Source organism: Formivibrio sp. oc-25 (assembly GCF_055810895.1).
Genome location: NZ_JBVVOL010000009.1, coordinates 1 through 21,119 on the forward strand (window position 1 = coordinate 1; position 21,119 = coordinate 21,119).

Consider the following 21,119-nt stretch of genomic DNA (forward strand, 5'->3'; position numbering starts at 1 on the left):
CGCCTCAGCGCCGATGATAGTGCAGATTGCCTGTGTGAAAGTAGGTCATCGCCAGACTCCCCTTAAAAACCCCCAGCCCACAAAGCTGGGGGTTTTGCTTTGGTGGACAGCTGCAATTGCCTGCGCCATCACATGTCTGATTGTGCGAAAATCCCTCCTCCGTTCAGCAAGATAATTGGCATGCCAAACCCAGAAAACATGCGTGGAAAGTTCATTTCTCTCGAAGGGCTCGATGGAGCAGGTAAGAGCACCCATCTGAACTGGATTGCCCAATGGCTGCAAGCGCATGGAAAAACAGTGATTGTTACTCGTGAACCGGGCGGGACGCCTCTGGGGGAGAGGCTGCGAACTTTGTTGCTGCATGAGTCGATGCATCTTGAAACGGAGGCTTTGCTGATGTTCGCGGCAAGGCGCGAGCATATTGCCCAAGTCATTGAGCCTGCCTTGGCACGAGGTGATTGGGTGCTGAGCGATCGCTTTACCGATGCCAGTTTCGCTTATCAGGGCGGCGGGCGGGGATTGTCGCAGACAAAGTTGGAGCAGTTGGAACAGTGGGTGCAAGGTGATGGGCAGTCGATGTTGCAGCCTGATCTGACGCTATTGTTTGATGTTCCCCTTTCTGTCAGCCAGGAACGACTCGCCAACGGTCGTACACTGGATCGTTTTGAGCAGGAAGCTGCTGATTTCCATACGCGTGTGCGTCAGGCATATCTGACACGCGCACAGGCTTCATCGGGACGAATCAGGGTCGTGGACTCCAATCGATCGCTGGAGTCGATTCGCCAAGAGCTGTCCGATGTGCTGGAGTCTCTGCCAGCATGAAGCCCATGGCACTCTACCCTTGGCAGGCGCATGCCTGGGAGCAATTGGTGCGCCATGCGGCGACCTTGCCGCATGCCCTATTGCTGACGGGGGCGCCCGGGATTGGCAAGCGGCGCTTTGCCGAGCACTTGGCCCAATATCTGCTGTGCGAATCTGCGTCCCAAATCGATGTTCCATGTGGCGAATGCGAGGGATGCCGCTGGTTTGCCAGTGGCAATCATCCCGACTTGCGTGTGCTCTCGCCGGATGATCAGGCAGAGAGTGAAACGGAGGAGGGTAAAGGCAAGCGCAAGGCTCCGCTGATCAAGGTTGAGGCAATTCGCGAGTTGACTGATTTCGTCAATTTGACCGCCCATCGTCGTGGTGCGAAAGTCGTCTTGATCGATCCGGCAGAGGTCATGAATGCCAGTGCTGCCAATGCGTTTCTGAAGATGCTGGAGGAGCCTCCGGCAGGCGTAACCTTTATTTTGGTATCGCACCACTGGCGCAGACTTCTGCCAACGGTGCGCAGTCGCTGCCGCATATTTCCTCTGCACACGCCCGATGCTCATATCGCAAGTAAATGGTTGGCGTCACAAGGCGTCGTAAATCCTGCGCTACACTTGGCACATACCGCCGGAGCTCCGCTTGCCGCATTGGATGATGCCCATGCGGAATGGCTGCCGGTGCGCAATGCCTTGCTGGATCATATCGCCAGCCCGGCTTCGCTCAATGTGCTTGCGGTGGCGGCTGAGTTGGAAAAAGCTAAACTGGATACCGCGCTGCTGGTCGATTGGCTGCAGAAATGGGTACACGATTTGATCAGCGTTGGGCTGAGTGGCCATATCCGCTATTATCCGGATAGACGTGATCAGATAACGCGATTGTCCCGGCAAACTGCATCCATGTTGAAGTTGAATGATCAATTGCGTGAGTCGCGTCGATTGTCGCACCACCCGCTGAATCAGCGACTGGTTTTTGAGTCTTTGTTGTTCTCATACCTCGAGGCTGCACATGGGCGGCTGCGTGGAGGAAGAAATGGCTGAATCTGGCAGGCCGTCGATGAGTCGCCCTGGCGTACTTTCCCTGAATATCCGCGAGAAGGCGGCGCTTTATGCTTCTTACATGCCGTTTGTTAAAAATGGCGGCATCTTCATCCCGACCAACAAGCATTACGCCTTGGGTGATGAAGTCTTCATGCTGCTCTCCTTGCTGGATGATCCGGCCAAGATTGCAGTTTCCGGGCATGTGGTTTGGCTGACGCCTGCAGGTGCGCACAATAATCACCAGCAGGGAATTGGTGTGCAGTTCTCCGGCAACGAAGCCGGCCATCAGGCACGTGCCAAGATCGAGGCTTTGCTTGGTGGATATCTGCAGTCTGCCCGTACCACGCACACCATGTAACGACCCTGTTTCCCATCAGGCCGCACCAGGCGCGTGCGGCTTTTTCATTTGAGGTTGATCCGATGTTTGTGGATTCGCATTGCCATTTGAATTTTCCTGATCTGGCCAAGGATCTCGATCTGCATCTGGCCCAGATGCTCGAAAACAAGGTTAGCCACGCACTATGCGTCGGCGTGGATCTGGAAAACCTGCCGCAGATTTTTGCACTGGCAGAGGAACATGAAAACCTGTTTGCCTCGGTGGGTGTGCATCCCAGCCACGAGGAGGGCGAAGAGCCAAGTCTTGAGCGATTGCTGGAGTTGGCGCAGTGGCCCAAGGTGGTTGCCATCGGGGAAACCGGTCTGGATTATTACTGGCACAAGGATAAGCCAGCGTGGCAGCGCGAGCGCTTTCGCACGCACATCCATGCTGCTTGCGCGACAGGTTTGCCACTGATCATCCATACGCGCGAGTCCGCGGCAGATACATTGCAGATCCTGCGCGAGGAAGGTGCCGAGCGGGTTGGTGGTGTCATGCACTGTTTCACCGAATCCTGGGGGGTGGCTGAACAGGCACTGGCGTTGGGTTTTTACATTTCCTTTTCCGGTATCGTCACGTTCAAGACTGCGCAGGAACTCAAGGAAGTGGCCAAACGAGTGCCGTTGGATCGCTTGCTGATCGAAACGGATGCCCCCTATCTGGCGCCGGTGCCCTTTCGCGGCAAGATGAATCACCCTGCCCTGGTGAAGCACGTGGCCGAGCATATTGCCGATCTGCGTGGCATGCCGGTGACAGAATTGGCAGCCGCGAGCTCGGATAACTTTTTCCGGCTGTTTGCCCGTGCCCGGGCCTGAAATATCCCTGTGCTAAAATCCCAGCCAATTTGATCGCGCAGTCGCGTCTGGAGATGATGGATGTCCGGCAATACCTTTGGCCACCTGTTTACTGTTACCTCGTTTGGCGAATCGCATGGCCCCGCCATTGGCTGCGTGGTGGATGGCTGTCCTCCGGGGCTGGCAATCACTGCGGAAGAAATCCAGCTTGAGCTTGATCGGCGCAAGCCTGGCACCAGTCGTCATGTCACCCAGCGCAAGGAGCCGGATACGGTCGAAATCCTGTCCGGTGTGTTTGAGGGCAAGACCACGGGTACGCCGATCGCCCTGCTCATTCGTAACCAGGACCAGCGTAGCCACGATTACGGCAAGATTGCCGAAACCTTCCGCCCCGGCCATGCCGATTACACCTATTGGCATAAATATGGCATTCGCGATTATCGCGGCGGCGGGCGCTCGTCTGCGCGCGAGACAGCGGTGCGTGTGGCCGCTGGGGCCATTGCCAAGAAATGGCTCACGGAAAAGTTTGGCATTACGATTCGTGGCTACATGCATCAACTGGGCGAGATCGCCATTCCGTTCATGAATTGGGACGAGGTGGGACAGAATGCTTTCTTTGCCCCGAACCAGGCCATTGTTCCGCAACTGGAAGCCTATCTGGACCAGATCCGCAGCGAGCGCGATTCGGTGGGGGCTGGTATCACGGTGGTGGCCGAAGGGGTTCCGGTCGGGTTGGGTGAGCCGGTATTCGACCGGCTGGATGCAGACATTGCCTACGCGATGATGGGTATCAATGCAGTCAAGGGGGTCGAGATCGGCGCCGGGTTTGCCTCGATTGCCCAGAAAGGATCGCAGCATTGCGATGAGCTGACGCCCGAAGGCTTCGCCGCCAATGAGGCGGGTGGAATTCTTGGCGGCATTTCCACTGGCCAGGATATTGTCGTACACATGGCGATCAAGCCGACTTCCAGTATCGCGCAGGAGCGCCGCTCAATCGACAAGCAGGGTAATCCGGTCATGATGGCGACCACAGGCCGGCATGATCCATGCGTGGGGATTCGTGCGACGCCGATTGCCGAGGCGATGCTGGCACTTGTGCTGATCGACCATGCCTTGCGTCATCGCGGGCAGTGTGACGATGTGTCGGTGGCGACACCCCGTATTGCGGGGCGGATCGCATGACGCCGGATCAATACTGCGACGACAAGGCCAGGCAGAGTGGTTCCAGTTTCTATTCGAGTTTCCGCTTCCTGCCGGAAAATCGTCGCAGGGCCATTACCGCGCTCTATGCCTTCTGCCGCGAAGTGGATGATGTCGTGGATGAAACCCACGACGACAATGTCGCGCGTACCACGCTGAACTGGTGGCGCGCCGAAATCGACAATCTGTATGCCGGCGGCCCGCAGCATCCGGTCACACGCGCCTTGCTGCCGCATGTGAAAGCTTTTGATCTGCAACGCGAATTGTTCCTTGAGATCATCGACGGCATGGAGATGGATCTCGATATTCCGCGCTATGCCAGCTTCAAGGATCTGCAGTTGTACTGTTACCGTGTCGCCTCGGTGGTCGGGCAGCTTTCGGCGCAGATTTTTGGTTACACCGATCGCAGGACGCTGAAGTATGCGCATGATCTGGGGCTGGCGTTTCAGCTGACCAATATCATCCGCGACGTGGGCGAGGACGTACGGCGTGGCCGCATCTATATCCCGGTGGATGAGCTGCAGCGTTTCAATGTCACGGCCGATGACCTGTTCAGCCTGAAGGAAACTGACAACTTCAGGGCGCTGATGGAGTTCCAGATCGAACGCGCCGAGCATTATTACGCCAAGGCGCTGGATGAGTTGCCTCCGGCCGACCGCAAGGCGCAGCGTTGCGGGCTGGTGATGGCGGCGATCTACCGCACCACGCTCGACGAAATCAAGCGCGATGGGGCTGGCAAAGTGCTGAACCAGCGCCTGTCTCTGGGCAAGCTGCGCAAAGTGTGGCTGGCCTGGAAAGCTTGGTTCTTCGCCTGACGAATCGTATGCCGCATGCGGATCCGTGCATGCGGCAGGCTCGGAATTTCTCCCATGAGTCCTGATAATCAAACTAAACGTGTGGCCATCCTCGGTGGTGGATACGCGGGCATGGCCGCGGCAGTCGAGCTTGCGGCAGCAGGCGTTGCGGTCACGGTGTTCGAGGCCGGCAGGGTGTTGGGCGGCCGGGCTCGCGGTGTCACCCTGGATGGACGTGCACTCGATAATGGCCAGCATTTGATCATCGGCGCCTACCGTGAGCTGTTGCGATTGATGCAACGGGTCGGACTGGATGCTGAATCGCTCTTTTTGCGCCAGGCGCTGCAGTTGGTGGTTGAACCCGGCTTCAGATTGCGTTGCCCGGCCTTGCCTGCACCGTTGCACTTGGTCGCTGGCCTGCTGCGCGCGAGTGGCTTGGGCTTGCGTGCGCGCTGGCGTCTGATCCGGGCGGTTCAATCGGCCCGGGCTGCCAACTGGAAGCTGGTGCAAGACTGTACGGTGGCAGACTGGCTGGCATCGCAGGCGCAGCCAGCCGGGTTGATCGCACGATTCTGGCAGCCGTTGACGGTCGCGGCGCTCAATACCCCGATTGAAAAAGCCTCGGCGCAGGTCTTGCTCAATGTCTTGCGTGACAGCCTGGGTGGGACGCGTGCAGCCTCGGACCTGTTGTTTCCGAAAGTGGATTTTTCCGAGCTGTTTCCACTTGCGGCGGCACGTTTTATCTCTGATCGCGGGGGAGCTGTGCGCCTGGGATCAATGGTCAAGTCATTGCGACAGGCAGGCACTGGTTGGCTGGTGGGTGCTGACAGCGAATGGTTTGATGCCGTGGTTTGCGCCTTGCCACCGCATCGGGCTGGCATGGTGTTGCGCGATTTGCCTGAATTGACAGCGCTGGCGCAACAACTGGAGGCGTGGGAATACCAGCCTATCGTCACGCTCTATCTGCAATACCTGCCCGAGGTACGATTGCCTTGCCCGATGGTCGGCCTGTCTGGTTCTCTGGCGCAATGGGTGTTCGATCGCAATTACAGCCATGCTACGCCGGGCCTGATTGCGGTCGTGATATCGGCCGAAGGCCAGCATATGCAATTGACGCGTGAGGCGTTGATGTCGGCGATCGAGGCAGAATTGCATCAGCGTTTGCAGTTGCCGGAAAAGGCTGAGTGGCGCGGCATGATCGCCGAAAAGCTGGCGACCTATGCCTGTGTGCCGGGTATGTTGAGGCCGACCAATCGTACTGCCAATCCTGGATTATGGTTGGCTGGCGATTACACGAAGGGTGAGGATGTTGATTACCCGGCAACGCTGGAAGGTGCGGTACGCAGCGGCGTTGCTGCCGCCAAACAACTACTGGAGACAATAACATGATGCAGTGGCAAACTTTTGAGGCTGCACCGGACAGCTTTCTCGGGCGCGTTATCCTGGTCACCGGCGCAGCGCAAGGCCTGGGTGAGATGGCTGCCAGGGCATTGGCAAGTCGCGGTGCTACTGTCATTTTGCTGGATCGCAACGAAAAGAAGCTGGCCAAAGTCTACGATGCGATCGAGGCCGCCGGTTACCCGCGCCCGGCTGAAGTGCCGCTTGATCTTGCCCGCATTGGTGAGGCTGAGATTGGCAAGCTCGCAGTCATGATCGACAAGGAATTCGGGCGGCTGGATGGCATTTTGCATGCTGCCAATGGTTTTTCTCACCTTTCCCCCCTGACCAACCAGACACTGGATGAATGGATTGAAATGTTCCGGGTCAATGTTGCGGCACCGTTTGCCTTGACGCGAGCCTTGCTGCCATTGCTGCAGCAATCCGAGGATGCTGCCGTGCTGGTGCTGGGAGAGACGCATGCAATGGCACCCAAGGCTTTCTGGGGTGGCTACAGTGTCAGCAAGATTGGTCAGAAAAACTGGGTGGAAATTGCGGCGGATGAATGGGATGGCATGCCCAATCTGCGCATCAATCTGCTGGTGCCTGGCCCGATTCAGTCGCCATTTCGCCTGGCTACGCATCCGGCTGAATCGAAGGATACCTTACCCGCAGCGGAACGCCTGGCACCTGCGGTGCTGTACTGGCTGGGTTCCGCCAGCCGTGGCCAGAGTGGTGAGGTATTGTATTTTTCCGACATTTTAAATAATTGATTTTGAATGCTTTATTCCTGCTTTGTTTGTGGGTAGACTTGTCTTGGCTCATTTTGAAACGTTGTTTTGATGTTTCTTCGTGTGTTGAGTCAGACAACAAGCGAACAAGGAGAGGATGTAAATGTTCAAAAAATTGATGATTGCGGCAGGGGTTGCTGGTTTGCTGGCCGGATGTGCGACACAGGCACCGAGCAGTGGAGTTGAGCGTAATGCGCCAGGTGGCAAGATTGCACAGTTTACCGATGGCTTCAAAGGCAAGGTGACCTGGCAGATCGTGCAGCCGGATGCGGCATCCTGCCAGAAGTTTGTTGCCCTGTTTGACAGCAAGCCTGATGTCTTGAAGTACGCCGTGGATTGCTGGCTGGATTCCGATAACGAATCGGCCAGCCTGCCGGTCAAGCTGACTTTGCAGCAGAAGAGCAGCGGCAAGCCACTGCAATTGGAAGCGGCCGATGCTGCAGCCTGCGCCCAGGCCACTGATATCCTCAAAGAGTCTGGTGATTATGTTGTGACCAGCGCTTGTCCTGCGCCGGCAGCCAAGAAGTAATGTTTCTGGCCGGGGTGTTTGCTCCGGCCACTCACCTCTGCTGAATCTGTCCTTGATTCGCCATCGTGTGGTTTCCCCTGTTTCCTGTAGTGTTCACGAGCCGGGCATGCTTTCCTGGTTGAGGCCATCGCTGGCCTGGTAACTGGCCAGCTCAATTTCTCTCACCTATTCAACCGGCCTGTCAGAGTAACTCGTCAGAAAATGATCTAAATCAACATTGATAACGGTTCTCATTGCTATTATCATCGCCACATTGCTGACATCACGGACAAGGAAATGACGATGAAATCAAAGTTGACAATGCTGGCGGTGGCGCTGGCGACGGTTGGTGCCATGGCGCAAGCTGAGGTGGTAACGGTGTATTCCGCACGCAATGAGCAGCTGATCAAGCCGTTGTTTGACGCATACACCAAGGAAACAGGCGTAGATGTCCGTTTCATCACCGGTACCGAGGCGGCTTTGCTGGAACGACTGAAGGCAGAAGGCGCAAATACCCCGGCAGACATGCTGATTACGGTCGATGCCGGTAATTTGTGGCAGGCTGCTAACCAGCGCGTGCTCAAGCCCGTCAAATCCGACGTGTTGGCCCAGAATATTCCGGCGCATCTGCGTGCAGCCGATGGCGAATGGTTCGGTTTGTCGGTACGTGCCCGTACCATGTTTTACAGCAAGAACAAGCTCAAACCCGAAAGCCTAAGCAGTTACGAAGACCTGGCTGATCCGAAATGGAAGGGCAAGCTATGTTTGCGCACCTCGAAGAAAGTCTACAACCAGTCGCTGGTGGCCATGTTGATCGCGCAGCATGGTGAAGCCAAGACGGAGCAGATCGTTCGTGGCTGGGTTGCCAATCTGGCGACTGATGTCTTTGCTGATGATACGGCCATGCTCAAGGCAATTGCCGCTGGCCAGTGCGAAGTCGGGATCGCGAACACTTACTACTATGGTCGTATTGTTGAGCAAGAGCCCAATTTCCCGGTGGGCATCTTCTGGGCCAACCAGAAAGCCGATGGCGTACATGTGAACATTTCAGGTGCGGGTGTGACGCGTTACGCCAAGAATGAAAAGGGTGCGATTCGCCTGATCGAATGGTTGTCATCGGAAAAAGCGCAGAATCTGTATGCCGACCGCAATATGGAATACCCGGCCAATGCGAAGATCAAACCGGATAGCATCGTGACGGGCTGGGGTTCGTTCAAACCCAATCTGATCAATGTGGCCAAGGCTGGGGAATTGCAGGCACAGGCCACGAAGCTGATGGACCGGGCCGGTTACAAGTGATCTGAATCCTCGGCCTTTCTGATCTGCACCTTGACCCGCATCCCGCCTTCAGGTGTGATGCGGGTTTTTCATCTGCTGGACGCATGAAAACAATTATTTCGCGTGGCAGTTTTTATACCTTGCCACTGGCCTTGTTGACGCTGGTGCCGCTAGCTGTGGTGCTGTCGTCATTTCTGCAGCCTCAGGTTGAGGTATGGGCGCACCTGACCCAGTACGTGCTGCCGGATGTTCTGCGCAATACCCTGCTGCTGGTTGTGGGCGTGGGCGTGGGCGTGTTGTTGCTGGGCGTACCGCTGGCCTGGCTGACCGCGGTGTGCGAATTCCCCGCCCGACGTTTCTTTTCCTGGGCGCTGATGCTGCCGTTGGCAATGCCGGCCTATGTGCTGGCTTTCGTTCAGGTCGGCTTGTTCGACTATACCGGCCCGATCCAGACCTGGTTGCGTGAAGGCTTGGGCTACACTGGCGTATTCCCCCGAATCCGCTCGCCAGGCGGGGTCGTGCTGACGCTGACTCTGGCGCTATATCCTTATGTTTATCTTCTGGCGCGCGAGGCTTTCCTGTCACAGGGCCGGCGAGCACTGGAGGCAGCCCAGACATTGGGTCTGACCCGCCGCCAGGCGTTTTGGCGTGTTGCCTTGCCGATGGCGCGTCCCTGGTTGGCGGGAGGCGTCATGCTGGCGTTGATGGAGAGCCTTGCCGATTTCGGCACGGTGGCAATCTTCAATTTCGATACCTTTACCACGGCGATCTACAAGGCATGGTTTGCCTTGTTCAACCTGCCAGCCGCAGCGCAACTGGCATCATTGCTGGTTCTGTTCGTGCTGGTGCTGGCCTGGGCGGAATCCAGAAGCCGCGGCGCCAGGCGTTTCCATGGCAAGGGCGGACAGGGCGCACGCATTCTCCTTTATGGCTGGCCGCGCTGGCTGGCGTGCGGGTTTTGCCTGGCTGTCCTGCTGTTCGCTTTTGCCATTCCAGCCGCGCAGTTGTTGTACTGGAGTGTGGCGGTCTGGTCGCAGGATGCCGATGCCCGTTATTGGGGATTCGTGCTGCGCTCCTTGCTACTGTCGGCGATGACGGCGCTGGCCGTGGCTGGAGTGGCCTTGTTGCTGGCGCATCTGGCACGGCGTTTTCATGATCCGGCCACGCGCTGGCTCGGGCGTTTGGCCATCCTCGGCTATGCCGTACCAGGTACGGTGCTGGCAGTGGGCGTGTTTATCCCGATTGCCTGGCTGGATAATGGCTTGATTGCCTTGGTCAACTTCCTGGGCGGATCGGTAACTCAGGTACTCAAAGGTACCGTGGCCGTGATGCTGCTGGCGCTGGCCGCGCGCTTTATGGCGGTTGGCCATCAGCCGGTCGAAGCCGCCATGCAGCGCATTACCCGCAATCAGGAAGATGCCGCGCGGTCCCTCGGCGTGACCGGCCGCGCCTTGTTGTGGCGCCTGCATCTGCCGATGCTGCGAGGCGGTATTTTGTCTGCCTTGTTGCTGGTGTTTGTGGAAACGCTCAAGGAAATGCCGATTACCCTGATGACACGACCGTTTGGCTGGGACACGCTGGCGGTGCGCGTGTTTGAAATGACATCGGAAGGGATGTGGGAAAGTGCAGCATTGCCCAGTCTGTGTATCGTGTTGGCGGGATTGTTGCCAGTACTGCTTTTGATAAGACAAACGGAGAAATGACATGCCGTTGCTGGAAATCGATCGACTTGCGATCAGTTACGGCGTCACGCCAGTCGTGCACGACCTTGCCCTGGGGCTGGAGCAAGGTGAAATCGGCTGTTTGCTCGGGGCATCGGGGTGCGGAAAAACCACTGTGTTGCGTGCCGTGGCCGGTTTTGAGCCGGTATTGACCGGGGAGATTCGACTGGCGGGCAAGATCGTTGGTGGCCCGGATCGCAGTGTGCCGCCAGAGCAGCGGCGTATCGGCATGGTTTTCCAGGATTATGCATTGTTTCCGCATTTGGATATCGCCGGCAATGTCGGATTCGGCCTGCGTGACATGGACCGTCCGCAGCGCGATGCGCGCGTGGCGGAAATGCTGGCGCTGGTGGGCATGCAAGAGATGGCCAAGCGCTATCCGCATGAACTTTCCGGTGGGCAGCAGCAGCGTGCCGCACTGGCGAGGGCGCTGGCGCCAGCACCGCAGCTGATGCTGCTGGATGAGCCATTTTCCAATCTGGATGCCGAGTTGCGGGAAAAACTGGCGCAGGATGTGCGCGCGATTTTGAAATCTGCCGGGACGACCGCGTTATTGGTCACACATGATCAGCATGAGGCATTCGCCATGGCGGATCGCGTGGGTGTGATGCATGCGGGCCAGATCAGGCAATGGAGCAGCCCGTACGATCTGTACCACCGTCCGGTGGATCGTTATGTGGCCGGTTTTATCGGTGAAGGGGCCTGGCTCGTCGCAGATGTCGACGGACGGGACTGTGTGCAGACGGAGCTGGGCGAACTGGCCGGCATACGCTGTGCCGATGACCCGGAAAGTCGGCAACTGGATGTACTGATCCGACCGGATGATGTGCAGCATGATGATGCCAGCCCGTTGCGCGCCAAGGTTGTCGCCAAGGCATTCCGAGGTGCGGAATTCCTCTATACCCTGGCGTTGCCTTCCGGCCAGCAGGTGTTGTCACTCGTGGCCAGCCATCACAATCATGATATCGGCGAAGATATCGGTATCCGCGTACAGGCTGATCACCTGATTGCCTTCGCGCGCTGAACTTGGCTGTCCCATTGCGGTTTCCCGCCATGGGACAGCCAGATTGTTCCGGTATCATAGCCGCATCGACAATTGGTGCCATGCTCCCGGGTTTCTATGGGAAATTCCTTCCTTTCCACTACCATCTTGCTATTGCTGGTTACCGATCCCTTGGGCGGTTTTCCGGTCTATGTATCGCTGCTCAAGAATGTACCGCCTGAACGCAAGCTCAAGGTGATTTTGCGTGAAGTCGGCGTCGCCTACCTGGTGTTGCTGGCGTTCATGTTCTTCGGACATGGATTCTTGTCGGTCATGCACCTGTCCGAGACTTCACTCGGCATTGCCGGCGGTGTCGTGCTTTTCCTGATCGCGCTGCGCATGATATTTCCACATCCGGACGGCATCATGGGCGAGACGCTGGAAAAGGAGCCGTTTATCGTGCCGCTGGCGATTCCGCTGATCGCCGGCCCATCCGCGCTGGCGACGGTGCTCTTGCTGGTTGCGCGCGGGCCGGACAAAATGCCGGAAGTGTTGGCAGCCCTGTCGGTCACGATGCTGGTCATCATGGTGACGCTATTGTCGGCCGAGCGCATTTGCCATTTTGTCGGAGAATCGGTCACCAAGGCCTTCGAGCGCCTGATGGGGCTGGTGCTGACGGCCATTGCCGTGGAAATGCTGCTATCGGGTATTCAAAATTACGTGTTGCAACTGAACCAAGCGCTGCGTTGATCGGGGAGCAAGTCACATGTCCGAGACAGAAGCCAGTCCACTACCTCAAAAAATCAGCCTGGCCGAGCGCCTTGCCCATTTCCGTGTTCCCCTGCTGATCGCCGCAGTCCTGCTGGGTGCGTTGCTGGCATTGCTGGCCGGACTGGGGCTAGGGCGTGCCAAGCTGGCGCTGGAACGCAAGCAATACGTTGAGCGCGCATCGCAATTCAATGAAAAACTGGCCGAGCTCGAAAAGGAACGAATACTGTTCGAGGCCAAGGAAAAATCGTTGCAGCAGAAGTTGATGCAACAGGCCAGCCGGATTGATCAGCTGGAAGCAGAACTTGCCGTTTCCCTGCAGTCGATGCAAAAGGAACAGGCCGCAGCAGCTTCCACTTCAGTAGCGCAGAGTCCGGACAAGTCTGCAGCCAGGCAAGCGTCGGAGCCAGCCAAGCGCTATGTCCGCTTCGGTAATGTTGATTGCAAAGTAACATCCGGCAAAGGAAACCATGATTGGCAGTCATGTCTGCAGCAAGGGCGACCAGGCTCGGTCGCGAGTTCGGTGTCGCAGTAGGAGTGCTGGGGTGGATGTTGCCTGCCAGGCAAGCCATCTGCCCATGCAAGCTGTGCCATTCCGTTCATAACTGATGCGTAACACTTTCGTCATGCATCGACTTCAGCTAGTCTAGCGTTCCGTCTTGTAACGCTAACTCATCCGGCACGGCCGGTGTTGTGGCCATAATATGCTGATGATCCCCCCTTCCGATCCCTTCGATACCGTACGTCAACAATTGCTGGAACCTTTTGCGCTGGATGATGCAGTGCTCGACAAGGTATTCGGCCAGTTGTTCCAGCACGAACTTGATTATGCCGATCTGTATTTCCAGTATTCGCGCAGCGAGGCCTGGAGCCTGGACGAAGGCATCGTCAAGGCCGGCAGTTTCAATATCGACCAGGGTGTGGGTGTGCGGGCAATCAGCGGCGAAAAAACCGCATTTGCCTATTCCGACGATATCAGCCTGCGTGCCTTGCAAGAGGCGGCACAGGCCACGCGCGCCATCGGCCGGCAAGGTGGTCACGGCATTGCACCGTTGCGCCGGCAAGTGGCGGGGCTGGATCTGTATCGTCCGCTTGATCCGCTCGCCAGTCTGAATGAATCGGCCAAGGTCGTGCTGCTGGAGCGGCTGGAACACATTGCCAGAGGGCTTGATTCGCGGGTGACGCAGGTGATGGCAAGCCTGGCCAGCGAATACGAACTGATCTACATCGCACGCCATGATGGCCGACGTGCCGCCGATATTCGCCCGCTGGTGCGTTTGTCGATCCAGGTGATCGTCGAAGATGGTGGGCGGCGTGAACAGGGTAGTGCGGGTGGCGGCGGTCGCTTTGATTACGCGTTTTTCGATGAGGCCGTGCTGCACGACTATGCCAAGAAGGCTGTTGATCAGGCCTTGCTGAATCTGGATGCCCGCCCGGCGCCTGCGGGCGAGATGACGGTCGTGCTCGGCAATGGCTGGCCCGGCATTCTGCTGCATGAAGCCATTGGCCATGGCCTGGAAGGCGATTTCAACCGCAAGGGCGCATCCGCTTTTTCCGGTCGCATAGGAGAGCGGGTGGCGGCTCCCGGCGTGACCGTGGTGGATGATGGTACGCTGCCGTATCAGCGCGGCTCGATCAATGTCGATGACGAAGGCGAGCCCGCGCAGTGCACCACGCTGATCGAGGATGGCATCCTGCGCGGTTATCTGCAGGATACCCTGAATGCGCGTTTGATGAACACCGCGCCAACCGGCAATGGTCGTCGCGAAAGCTTTGCGCACCTGCCGATGCCGCGCATGACCAACACGCTGATGCTGGCGGGTGACAAGACACCGGACGAAATCATCGCATCGATTGATCGCGGCCTGTATGCCGTGAATTTCGGTGGGGGCCAAGTTGATATCACTAGCGGAAAATTCGTGTTTTCCGCCGCTGAAGCCTGGTGGGTGGAAAAGGGCAAGCTGCTCTACCCTGTGAAAGGCGCTACGCTGATCGGCAATGGTCCGGATGTGCTGACCCGGGTTACCATGATCGGCAATGATCTCGCGCTGGATCCCGGAGTGGGTACGTGCGGCAAGGAAGGTCAGAGCGTGCCGGTCTGTGTGGGGCAACCCACCTTGCGCATCGATGGTGGCTTGACTGTCGGTGGTACAGGCTGAACAAGATGAATTTTCGTTACGGTGCTTGAAACTTTTACCGGCCACAGGCATCTTATAAGCGAACGCAGCGTGCGTTTGGCTTGATTCTCAAGGAGAACCAAAATGAGATTTAACACCGCGACCTACGGCAGCACCATGGCTGTCGCCGAGCGCAACCGGGTGTTACGCAATACCTATTTCCTGCTGGCGCTGTCCATGCTGCCGACCGCAGCGGGTGCCATGCTCGGCATTTCCATGCAGTTTGCCATGACGCCCCTGATGGGCCTGCTGCTGTTTCTGGGCGTGAGCTTTGGCTGCTTCTATGCCATTGAAAAGACCAAGAACAGTGCTGCCGGTGTATTTGTCCTCCTCGGCTGGACCGGTTTCATGGGGCTGTGGCTGTCTCAGATCCTGCAGGTAGCCTTGCGCTTTTCCAATGGTGCCGAGCTGATCGGTACGGCAGCAATCGGTACTGCGGCGATCTTTTTCACGCTGTCGACCATTGCCACAGTGACCAAGAAGGATTTCGGCTTCCTGGGCAATTTCCTGTTCGTGGGCATGATCATCGTGCTGCTGGCTGCGGTTGCCAACATCTTCTTCGCCATCCCGGCAATGTCGCTGGCAATCTCGGCGGCGGTGCTCGTGATCTTCTCGCTGTATATCCTGGTTGATGTCAGCCGTATCGTGAACGGTGGCGAAACCAATTACATCACGGCAACGCTGCAGTTGTACCTGGATGTCTACAACGTGTTCGTCAGCCTGCTGCATATCCTGATGGCTTTCACCGGCAACAGCCGTGATTGATCGGGAATAATTTCAGGCTGTTTGGCTGTACGAAAAAGCGCCGGCGAACCTGCCGGCGCTTTTTGATTTTCAACTACCCGAAACGGGTACATTCATTTCATTTGCGCAACAGGCGCAGGCCGTTGCCGACTACCAGCAAGCTGGTGCCCATGTCGGCGAAAACCGCCATCCACATCGTGCCGTAGCCCAGCACCGTCAGCAGCAGGAAGATCGCCTTGATGCCGAGCGCCAGCGCGATGTTCTGCTGCAGGATGGCAAACGTGGCTTGTGACAACCGGACAAAGCGGGCGATCTTGCGCAGGTCGTCATCCATCAGCGCCACGTCGGCGGTTTCAATGGCGGTATCGGACCCGGCGGCCCCCATGGCAAAGCCGATATTGGCGCGTGCCAGCGCCGGTGCATCATTGATGCCATCGCCCACCATGCCCACGATGCCCCTGCGAGCCAGCGATTCGATCACCTGCAGCTTGTCCTCGGGCAGCTGATTACCGCGTGCATCGTCCAGCCCGGCTTGGGCTGCAATCGCTTGCACGGTGTGCGGATTATCGCCACTGAGCATGATGACCTGGATGCCCAGGTTGTGCAGGGCGGCAATGGCTTCGCGGCTATGCGATTTAAGCGTATCTGCCACAGCAAACAGTGCCATCACTTGTGTTTCGTCGCACAGCAGTACAACGGTTTGCCCTTGTGACTCGATCGGGGCCAGCTGTGCTTCCAGCTCAGTCGAGCACAGGCCGAGTTCGTGGATCAGGCGATGGTTGCCCAGGTGATGAATCTGGCCATTGATCAGGCCGCGTACACCGCGCCCGGGAATAGAGGTAAATGCATCGACCGTCAGCCGTGGGATCTGTTCTTCCTGGCTGGCCTGGGCAATGGCGCGCGATACCGGATGATCGGAATGTTCGGCCAGACTGCAGGCAATCTGCATGGCTTGCGCCTGGGGGGTAGTGCCTAGCAGGGTGATGCCGGTCAGGGCCGGCTTGCCATGGGTGAGCGTGCCGGTTTTGTCGATGGCCAGCCAGCGCAGTTTGCGGCCCTGCTCCAGATAAGCACCACCCTTGATCAGGATGCCGTGCCGCGCGGCTGCTGCAAGTCCGCTGACAATACTGACCGGGGTGGAGATGACCAAGGCGCACGGGCAGGCGATCACCAGCAGCACCAGCGCCTTGTAGATCCAGTCGAACCAGGCCCCGCCCAGCCAGAGTGGCGGGATCACCGCCACGGCCACAGCAATGAGCAGGACCAGCGGTGTATAGACCCGGGCGAAGCGATCAACCAGCCGTTGCACCGGCGCGCGACTGGCTTGCGCGGTTTCCACCGCATGGATGATGCGTGCCAGCGTGGTCTGGCTGGCCGCAGCGGTGACGCGATATTCAAACGCACCAGTCTGGTTGAGCGTACCGGCATACACCGCATCCCCCAGCCCCTTGTCGACAGGCAGGCTCTCGCCGGTAATCGGTGCTTGATCAATACTCGATTGTCCAAGCTCGATAATGCCATCGAGCCCGATGCGTTCTCCTGGCCTGACCCGAACCCTGCTACCGATCGCCACGGCATGGGTCGCCATTTCCCGCCAGCTGCCATCGGCGTGTTGCACCGTCGCAGTTTCCGGCGAGAGTTGCAACAGACCTTGAATGGCATGGCGCACCCGATCGAGCGATTTGTCCTCGATCAGCTCGGCAATCGTGAACAGGAACATCACCATCGCCGCTTCCGGCCATTGGCCGATGATCAGCGCCCCGCTCACAGCAATGCTCATCAGGGCATTGATATTCAGATCACCATGACGCAGGGCCTGCCAGCCCTTGCGGTAGGTGCCCAGGCCGCATGTGCAAATGGTGATCAGTGCCAGCAGGGCGGAGAGCCATTCCGGCAGATTGGCCCAGTGCACGGCTTCCGCGCCGATGGCGGCCAGGCCGGCCAGCACCAGTGGCCATACGGGTGCGGACTGTTTGATAGCAGGTTCAGCCGTTGAACCGGCTGGGTTGGGTATTTGCACGGTCATGCCGATGCTGCGAATGGCGGCTTCGATTGCCGGCAGGCTGCCCGGCTGATGATCCACGGTCAGCACCCGCTGCATCAGATTGAATTCCAGCGCCACCACGCCGGGCAGCCGCGCCAGGCTTTTGCGAATCAGCGCCTCCTCGGTCGGGCAACACATCTGGGCGATATGCAACTTGGTACGCGAGCAGCCGGCGGGTATGGGTTGTGTTTCAGGCTTGGTTGCCGCGCTGTCGCAACCATGATTGCAACCGCAGCCGGCAGGCTCTGCAGCAGCTTTGCCTGCAACAGATGGGACATGACGGGCTTTGGTGCTGGCTGCGTGATTCTTGACCAGATTGAAGGGAAGTTGGCTGGACATGGCCGCATCCTCGGCAACAAGTTTGAATATTTCTATCTGACACCCTGTAGCAACTCCGGAGTCAAGCGGTGCGCCAGTGCCTGCCATCGTCGTACTGATGCTTTATCTGGCGGGATGTGCGAAATTTTCCTTGAAGAAATCGATGAAGCAGCGAACCTTGGCCGGTACATAACGCTGGGCAGGGTAGAGCGCGTAGATACCGCCGCTGGATATTTTCCAATCCGGCAGGATACGCACCAAGCGCCCGGCGCGTACGTCTTCCGACACCAGAAAATCGGCCAGTGCGGCAATGCCGGCGCCTTGTCGGGCCATGGCATGCACAACCGGGGGGGAGTTGGAGCTGAAGCTTGGCGCCAGTCGCACGCTCACCATTTCGCCCCGAAAATCACCACTGGCAGGCGTGGGTAGCTGATCCTGCATCAGTACCCGGTGCTGCAGCAAATCCTGCGGTGTGGCGGGGATGCCAAAGTGCGCCAGGTAATCGGGTGTGGCCACGATCCAGCGCTCGAAATCATCCAGCCGTGTCGCGCGCAGGGTGGAATCTTGCAGCAGGCCGATATGGATCGCCAGGTCGATGCGGTGGGCGATCAGGTCAACCAGTTCATAACTGGTCTGCAATTCGATCCGGATCGCCGGATAGAGCTGGTTGAAGGCTGCACAGACCGGTGCCAGCACATCGGTGGCATAGTCCATCGGCACCTGCAGGCGCAACACGCCCTGCGGCGTGACCTGACCCATGCTGATGTGCTCGATGGCTTGTTCTGTTTGCGCCAGGATATCGGTGCTGCTGGCGTAAAACTGCTCGCCTGCTTCCGTCAACTTCACGCGCCGGGTGCTGCGGGTAAACAGGCTGATGCCAAGCTCCGCTTCCAGTTTGGCGATCTGCTGGCTGACCAGTGCCTTGGTCACGCCCAGTTGATCGGCTGCTGCGGTGAAGCCGCCGCTTTCCACCACAGAGACAAAATAACTCAGACGATTGAGATCGATGCGTCGTGACATGGTGTTATTGTCAATTAAATGTGAACAATAAGTTAATCATGTAACTGTTTATCTGATCAATGCAAACAGGCATGCTTGGGTGTCCTTTTAAATTGCCCGATTCATGCAAACGCACCCGTCTTCACCCTTGGCTTTGCGCCTGTGCATCATGTTGCTGGTGGCGCTGGAATTCCTGCAAAACGGCATGCTGGCCTTGGGGGCCCCAAGCATTATTCAAGGGCTTAACGGCTCTCCCCAGGCATTCAGCCTCGCTGCGGCCATTTATGCCAGCGTGGCGATCATGCTGATCGTGAAACACCGCTGGCTGGCGGAAAGCCTGGGTTATCGCAAGTACGTACTGGGCTCATTGGCGCTGTACATGGTTGGTGCACTGGCCTGCGGGCTGGCCACGGACATGCTGCAGTTTTCCATTGCCCGCGCACTCCAGGCGCTCGGCGGTGCGACTTTCTTCACAGCGGCACGGATGCAGGTCAATTTGTTCAGCGGGCCTTCGCGTCTGGTTTCGTTGCGCCTGTTTGTCATGGGGATCTTTGCCGGCTCGATGCTGGCGCCGGTTTTGTGTGCCTGGCTGCTGGCCATTGCGGACTGGCGCTGGCTGTTCTGGATCATGCTGCTGCCAGCGCTGGCAGCCATGGGCATGACTGCACGGCTGCTGCCAGAAAAGGCAGCGCAGCAGCCTGGGCGCAGCCAGCCGCATGTGGGCGGTTTGCTGATGCTTACCGCAGCGGTGTTCCTGTTGCAGTTTATGCTGGAGCGCCTGCCTTACGAACTCCTCCAGGCACCGCGTGAGCTGTTGCTGCTGGGCGGGCTGGGATTGGCCGGTATCACCGCCTTTGTCGTGCACGAATGGCACCGCCCGAACCCGTTGCTGGGATACCGGCATTTCATCAATCGACGTTATGTGTCCGGTATCGCCGTCTTCTTTTTTTGTTATCTGGTGGCCGCCTCCAATGGCTACATTCTGCCCCTGTTGTTGTCGCACAAATTCGGCATGAGTTTGCAGCAAGCAGGGTGGTGGCTGGCCGTGCCTTTTCTGGTCTGCATGGGAACGCTGAATCTGGCCATCTCGCTGGCCAACAAGTACCCGGGTGCGCGCAAGTTTTTGCAGGCATCGCTACTGCTGCTGGCGTGTTACGCCGCCGGCATGCTGTTCATGCCGGCGCAGATGGCCCCTTGGTACCTTGCGCTGCTGTTGATCGTGTTTGGCGCATCCTCGACTTTCGGCATGGAAGCCGCCGCGCAGACCGCGCTCAAGGGCATCGATACCGATGTGTTTTCCGATGCTTATCAGACCAAAAACATCGTGCGCGAAGTGGCGCTGGCCTGTGGCATTGCCCTGGCCACCTTGTTTGGCGAAACGGGGCACACCTTGCCCTTGTCGACTGTCCCTGGCGTGAACGGCACCAGCCAAGGATATTTCCTCGTGCTGGCTGCCGGCGCGTTGCTGTTGCTGCTACTCACAACCGGCGAAGGTTGGGTGCGCCGCTGGCGAATTCGCACCAGCGCATTGGCAGCGACTGGCAGAGCCTAGCCCTCTGACGGCTTTATGCACATCCCTGCCGTTCATTCCCCTGAAAGCAAGATCGGCTTGTCAGCTTTGTGATGAATCGATCTACCCTGACTGTAGAAGGGATATTCCGCGATATCCCCATTACAGGAGGGAACTTGCCATGATCAAACTCATTCCGGTTATTGTCACCACCGCCGCGCTGGCGTTGTCTGCCGCGGGTGCGGTTGCCGCCAAGGGTGGGCAAGCCGATAAAAAGGCGAACGAAGCCCTGCCAGTGCCGACACAAAGTCAGAAAGCGAAGGAAAACGTCAATCGCAATAGCGGTGACGACAAATTGCAAGGCCTGGATCGCGCGCGTGAGCGCATGAGCGAAGAAGGGCTGGAGCATTCCAAATCCGGCGATGCCCAAACCAAGAAACAGCCGAAACCCAAGAAAAACGGCAAGTAAGGGCTGTGTTCTTGTGTCCCGGCCCGCAGGCTGGGCGCAGACGGGGGAACGTCGATGTTTACCGTGCTGATTATCGCCAATCTGGCGCTTGCCATTGTCATCAGCCTGCTGGCGGTGGCCGTGTTCCGGCGCCCGCTCCAGGCACTGATCCTGAAACGCTTCGATGCAGAAGCCTGCAGCATCTGGGGGCGCTATATCCTGTTTCTGATCGGCATCCTGAGCGTAGTCATCGGTACCCGTATCTGGGATATCGAACGCTACGTGACGGATAAAACCAGTGTGGTGATCAGCGAGGATATCCTGGTGCTGGAGTTGTATCGCACCGCGATTGCCACCATTGCATGCAATGCGGCATTTACCGTGCTGGCGCTGTTGCTGGTCTGGCTGGTTGGGCTGGCCCGGCGCAAGGAGCAATGAAACAG

General features: G+C 58.1%; 21 protein-coding genes. 19 read left to right on the plus strand and 2 right to left on the minus strand.

Features of this window, described 5'->3' with window-relative positions; translation table 11 throughout:
* The first annotated feature begins 198 nt into the window (after positions 1-198).
* The 16 genes from tmk to AC0KVQ_RS07750 all read left to right on the plus strand — a co-directional run bounded on the left by tmk (position 199) and on the right by AC0KVQ_RS07750 (position 15,378).
* Positions 199-822 (plus strand): dTMP kinase, encoded by a 624-nt coding sequence (tmk, locus tag AC0KVQ_RS07675; RefSeq protein WP_473420710.1) that lies wholly within the window; start codon positions 199-201, stop codon positions 820-822.
* Positions 819-1,847 carry a DNA polymerase III subunit delta' gene (holB, locus tag AC0KVQ_RS07680; RefSeq protein WP_473420559.1) on the plus strand — a complete coding sequence of 343 codons (1,029 nt, stop codon included), beginning with the start codon at positions 819-821 and terminating at the stop codon, positions 1,845-1,847. Before tmk ends, holB begins: the two co-directional genes overlap by 4 nt.
* Positions 1,840-2,205 carry a PilZ domain-containing protein gene (locus AC0KVQ_RS07685; protein ID WP_473420560.1) on the plus strand — a complete coding sequence of 122 codons (366 nt, stop codon included), beginning with the start codon at positions 1,840-1,842 and terminating at the stop codon, positions 2,203-2,205. Before holB ends, AC0KVQ_RS07685 begins: the two co-directional genes overlap by 8 nt.
* 62 nt (positions 2,206-2,267) lie before the next feature.
* Entirely contained in the window at positions 2,268-3,038 is a 771-nt protein-coding gene (locus AC0KVQ_RS07690) for a TatD family hydrolase (RefSeq protein WP_473420561.1), read from the plus strand.
* 60 nt (positions 3,039-3,098) lie between these two features.
* Positions 3,099-4,199 (plus strand): chorismate synthase, encoded by a 1,101-nt coding sequence (gene aroC / locus AC0KVQ_RS07695; RefSeq protein ID WP_473420562.1) that lies wholly within the window; start codon positions 3,099-3,101, stop codon positions 4,197-4,199.
* Positions 4,196-5,032: a presqualene diphosphate synthase HpnD gene (gene hpnD, locus AC0KVQ_RS07700; protein WP_473420563.1), complete on the plus strand. Its 837-nt coding sequence runs from the start codon at positions 4,196-4,198 to the stop codon at positions 5,030-5,032. Before aroC ends, hpnD begins: the two co-directional genes overlap by 4 nt.
* A gap of 54 nt (positions 5,033-5,086) precedes the next feature.
* Complete coding sequence (gene hpnE, locus AC0KVQ_RS07705; protein ID WP_473420564.1) at positions 5,087-6,400, plus strand: hydroxysqualene dehydroxylase HpnE; 1,314 nt, start codon at positions 5,087-5,089, stop codon at positions 6,398-6,400.
* Complete coding sequence (locus AC0KVQ_RS07710) at positions 6,397-7,161, plus strand: SDR family NAD(P)-dependent oxidoreductase (protein WP_473420565.1); 765 nt, start codon at positions 6,397-6,399, stop codon at positions 7,159-7,161. Before hpnE ends, AC0KVQ_RS07710 begins: the two co-directional genes overlap by 4 nt.
* Positions 7,162-7,282: 121 nt before the next feature.
* Positions 7,283-7,708, plus strand: coding sequence for a hypothetical protein (locus AC0KVQ_RS07715; RefSeq protein WP_473420566.1), 426 nt, complete (start codon positions 7,283-7,285; stop codon positions 7,706-7,708).
* A 282-nt stretch (positions 7,709-7,990) separates the two neighbouring features.
* The gene (locus AC0KVQ_RS07720; RefSeq protein ID WP_473420567.1) at positions 7,991-8,986 is read left to right on the plus strand and encodes a Fe(3+) ABC transporter substrate-binding protein; all 996 of its coding nucleotides are present in this window, start codon (positions 7,991-7,993) and stop codon (positions 8,984-8,986) included.
* Positions 8,987-9,069: 83 nt separating this feature from the next.
* On the plus strand, positions 9,070-10,668 hold the full coding sequence (locus AC0KVQ_RS07725; protein WP_473420568.1) for an ABC transporter permease: 1,599 nt from the start codon (positions 9,070-9,072) through the stop codon (positions 10,666-10,668).
* 1 nt (position 10,669) lies between these two features.
* On the plus strand, positions 10,670-11,710 hold the full coding sequence (locus AC0KVQ_RS07730; protein ID WP_473420569.1) for an ABC transporter ATP-binding protein: 1,041 nt from the start codon (positions 10,670-10,672) through the stop codon (positions 11,708-11,710).
* Positions 11,711-11,806: 96 nt separating this feature from the next.
* A complete protein-coding gene (locus AC0KVQ_RS07735; protein ID WP_473420570.1) occupies positions 11,807-12,418 on the plus strand; it encodes a MarC family protein in 612 nt (203 codons plus the stop codon).
* 16 nt (positions 12,419-12,434) lie between these two features.
* On the plus strand, positions 12,435-12,971 hold the full coding sequence (locus AC0KVQ_RS07740) for a hypothetical protein (protein ID WP_473420571.1): 537 nt from the start codon (positions 12,435-12,437) through the stop codon (positions 12,969-12,971).
* Positions 12,972-13,146: 175 nt separating this feature from the next.
* Positions 13,147-14,595, plus strand: coding sequence for a metalloprotease TldD (gene tldD, locus AC0KVQ_RS07745; RefSeq protein WP_473420572.1), 1,449 nt, complete (start codon positions 13,147-13,149; stop codon positions 14,593-14,595).
* A gap of 102 nt (positions 14,596-14,697) precedes the next feature.
* Positions 14,698-15,378 (plus strand): Bax inhibitor-1/YccA family protein, encoded by a 681-nt coding sequence (locus AC0KVQ_RS07750; RefSeq protein ID WP_473420573.1) that lies wholly within the window; start codon positions 14,698-14,700, stop codon positions 15,376-15,378.
* Between the two features lie 97 nt (positions 15,379-15,475).
* On the opposite strand, the gene AC0KVQ_RS07755 is transcribed toward AC0KVQ_RS07750, so the two are convergent.
* Together AC0KVQ_RS07755 and AC0KVQ_RS07760 are read right to left on the minus strand one after the other, a co-directional pair.
* Positions 15,476-17,740, minus strand: a complete 2,265-nt coding sequence (locus tag AC0KVQ_RS07755; RefSeq protein WP_473420574.1) for a heavy metal translocating P-type ATPase — start codon at positions 17,738-17,740, stop codon at positions 15,476-15,478.
* Between the two features lie 102 nt (positions 17,741-17,842).
* The gene (locus tag AC0KVQ_RS07760; RefSeq protein WP_473420575.1) at positions 17,843-18,739 is read right to left on the minus strand and encodes a LysR family transcriptional regulator; all 897 of its coding nucleotides are present in this window, start codon (positions 18,737-18,739) and stop codon (positions 17,843-17,845) included.
* Positions 18,740-18,842: 103 nt separating this feature from the next.
* On the opposite strand from AC0KVQ_RS07760, the gene AC0KVQ_RS07765 reads away from it, so the two are divergent.
* From AC0KVQ_RS07765 to AC0KVQ_RS07775, 3 genes are all read left to right on the plus strand, one after another.
* Positions 18,843-20,270, plus strand: coding sequence for an MFS transporter (locus AC0KVQ_RS07765; RefSeq protein ID WP_473420576.1), 1,428 nt, complete (start codon positions 18,843-18,845; stop codon positions 20,268-20,270).
* Positions 20,271-20,409: 139 nt separating this feature from the next.
* Complete coding sequence (locus AC0KVQ_RS07770; protein ID WP_473420577.1) at positions 20,410-20,697, plus strand: hypothetical protein; 288 nt, start codon at positions 20,410-20,412, stop codon at positions 20,695-20,697.
* Between the two features lie 54 nt (positions 20,698-20,751).
* Positions 20,752-21,114 (plus strand): hypothetical protein, encoded by a 363-nt coding sequence (locus tag AC0KVQ_RS07775; protein WP_473420578.1) that lies wholly within the window; start codon positions 20,752-20,754, stop codon positions 21,112-21,114.
* The last annotated feature ends 5 nt before the right edge of the window (positions 21,115-21,119 follow it).

What these genes read in the sequence shown, in the direction of transcription:
- hpnE (WP_473420564.1), top strand. Translation starts at nt 5,087, where the DNA reads ATGAGTCCTGATAATCAAACTAAACGTGTGGCCATCCTCGGTGGTGGA.
- AC0KVQ_RS07765 (WP_473420576.1), top strand. Translation starts at nt 18,843, where the DNA reads ATGCAAACGCACCCGTCTTCACCCTTGGCTTTGCGCCTGTGCATCATG.
- AC0KVQ_RS07770 (WP_473420577.1), top strand. Translation starts at nt 20,410, where the DNA reads ATGATCAAACTCATTCCGGTTATTGTCACCACCGCCGCGCTGGCGTTG.
- AC0KVQ_RS07720 (WP_473420567.1), top strand. Translation starts at nt 7,991, where the DNA reads ATGAAATCAAAGTTGACAATGCTGGCGGTGGCGCTGGCGACGGTTGGT.
- AC0KVQ_RS07750 (WP_473420573.1), top strand. Translation starts at nt 14,698, where the DNA reads ATGAGATTTAACACCGCGACCTACGGCAGCACCATGGCTGTCGCCGAG.
- AC0KVQ_RS07715 (WP_473420566.1), top strand. Translation starts at nt 7,283, where the DNA reads ATGTTCAAAAAATTGATGATTGCGGCAGGGGTTGCTGGTTTGCTGGCC.
- tldD (WP_473420572.1), top strand. Translation starts at nt 13,147, where the DNA reads ATGATCCCCCCTTCCGATCCCTTCGATACCGTACGTCAACAATTGCTG.
- aroC (WP_473420562.1), top strand. Translation starts at nt 3,099, where the DNA reads ATGTCCGGCAATACCTTTGGCCACCTGTTTACTGTTACCTCGTTTGGC.
- tmk (WP_473420710.1), top strand. Translation starts at nt 199, where the DNA reads ATGCGTGGAAAGTTCATTTCTCTCGAAGGGCTCGATGGAGCAGGTAAG.
- AC0KVQ_RS07690 (WP_473420561.1), top strand. Translation starts at nt 2,268, where the DNA reads ATGTTTGTGGATTCGCATTGCCATTTGAATTTTCCTGATCTGGCCAAG.
- AC0KVQ_RS07710 (WP_473420565.1), top strand. Translation starts at nt 6,397, where the DNA reads ATGATGCAGTGGCAAACTTTTGAGGCTGCACCGGACAGCTTTCTCGGG.
- AC0KVQ_RS07775 (WP_473420578.1), top strand. Translation starts at nt 20,752, where the DNA reads ATGTTTACCGTGCTGATTATCGCCAATCTGGCGCTTGCCATTGTCATC.
- holB (WP_473420559.1), top strand. Translation starts at nt 819, where the DNA reads ATGAAGCCCATGGCACTCTACCCTTGGCAGGCGCATGCCTGGGAGCAA.
- AC0KVQ_RS07760 (WP_473420575.1), bottom strand. Translation starts at nt 18,739, where the DNA reads ATGTCACGACGCATCGATCTCAATCGTCTGAGTTATTTTGTCTCTGTG.
- AC0KVQ_RS07735 (WP_473420570.1), top strand. Translation starts at nt 11,807, where the DNA reads ATGGGAAATTCCTTCCTTTCCACTACCATCTTGCTATTGCTGGTTACC.
- hpnD (WP_473420563.1), top strand. Translation starts at nt 4,196, where the DNA reads ATGACGCCGGATCAATACTGCGACGACAAGGCCAGGCAGAGTGGTTCC.
- AC0KVQ_RS07740 (WP_473420571.1), top strand. Translation starts at nt 12,435, where the DNA reads ATGTCCGAGACAGAAGCCAGTCCACTACCTCAAAAAATCAGCCTGGCC.
- AC0KVQ_RS07730 (WP_473420569.1), top strand. Translation starts at nt 10,670, where the DNA reads ATGCCGTTGCTGGAAATCGATCGACTTGCGATCAGTTACGGCGTCACG.
- AC0KVQ_RS07755 (WP_473420574.1), bottom strand. Translation starts at nt 17,740, where the DNA reads ATGTCCAGCCAACTTCCCTTCAATCTGGTCAAGAATCACGCAGCCAGC.
- AC0KVQ_RS07685 (WP_473420560.1), top strand. Translation starts at nt 1,840, where the DNA reads ATGGCTGAATCTGGCAGGCCGTCGATGAGTCGCCCTGGCGTACTTTCC.
- AC0KVQ_RS07725 (WP_473420568.1), top strand. Translation starts at nt 9,070, where the DNA reads ATGAAAACAATTATTTCGCGTGGCAGTTTTTATACCTTGCCACTGGCC.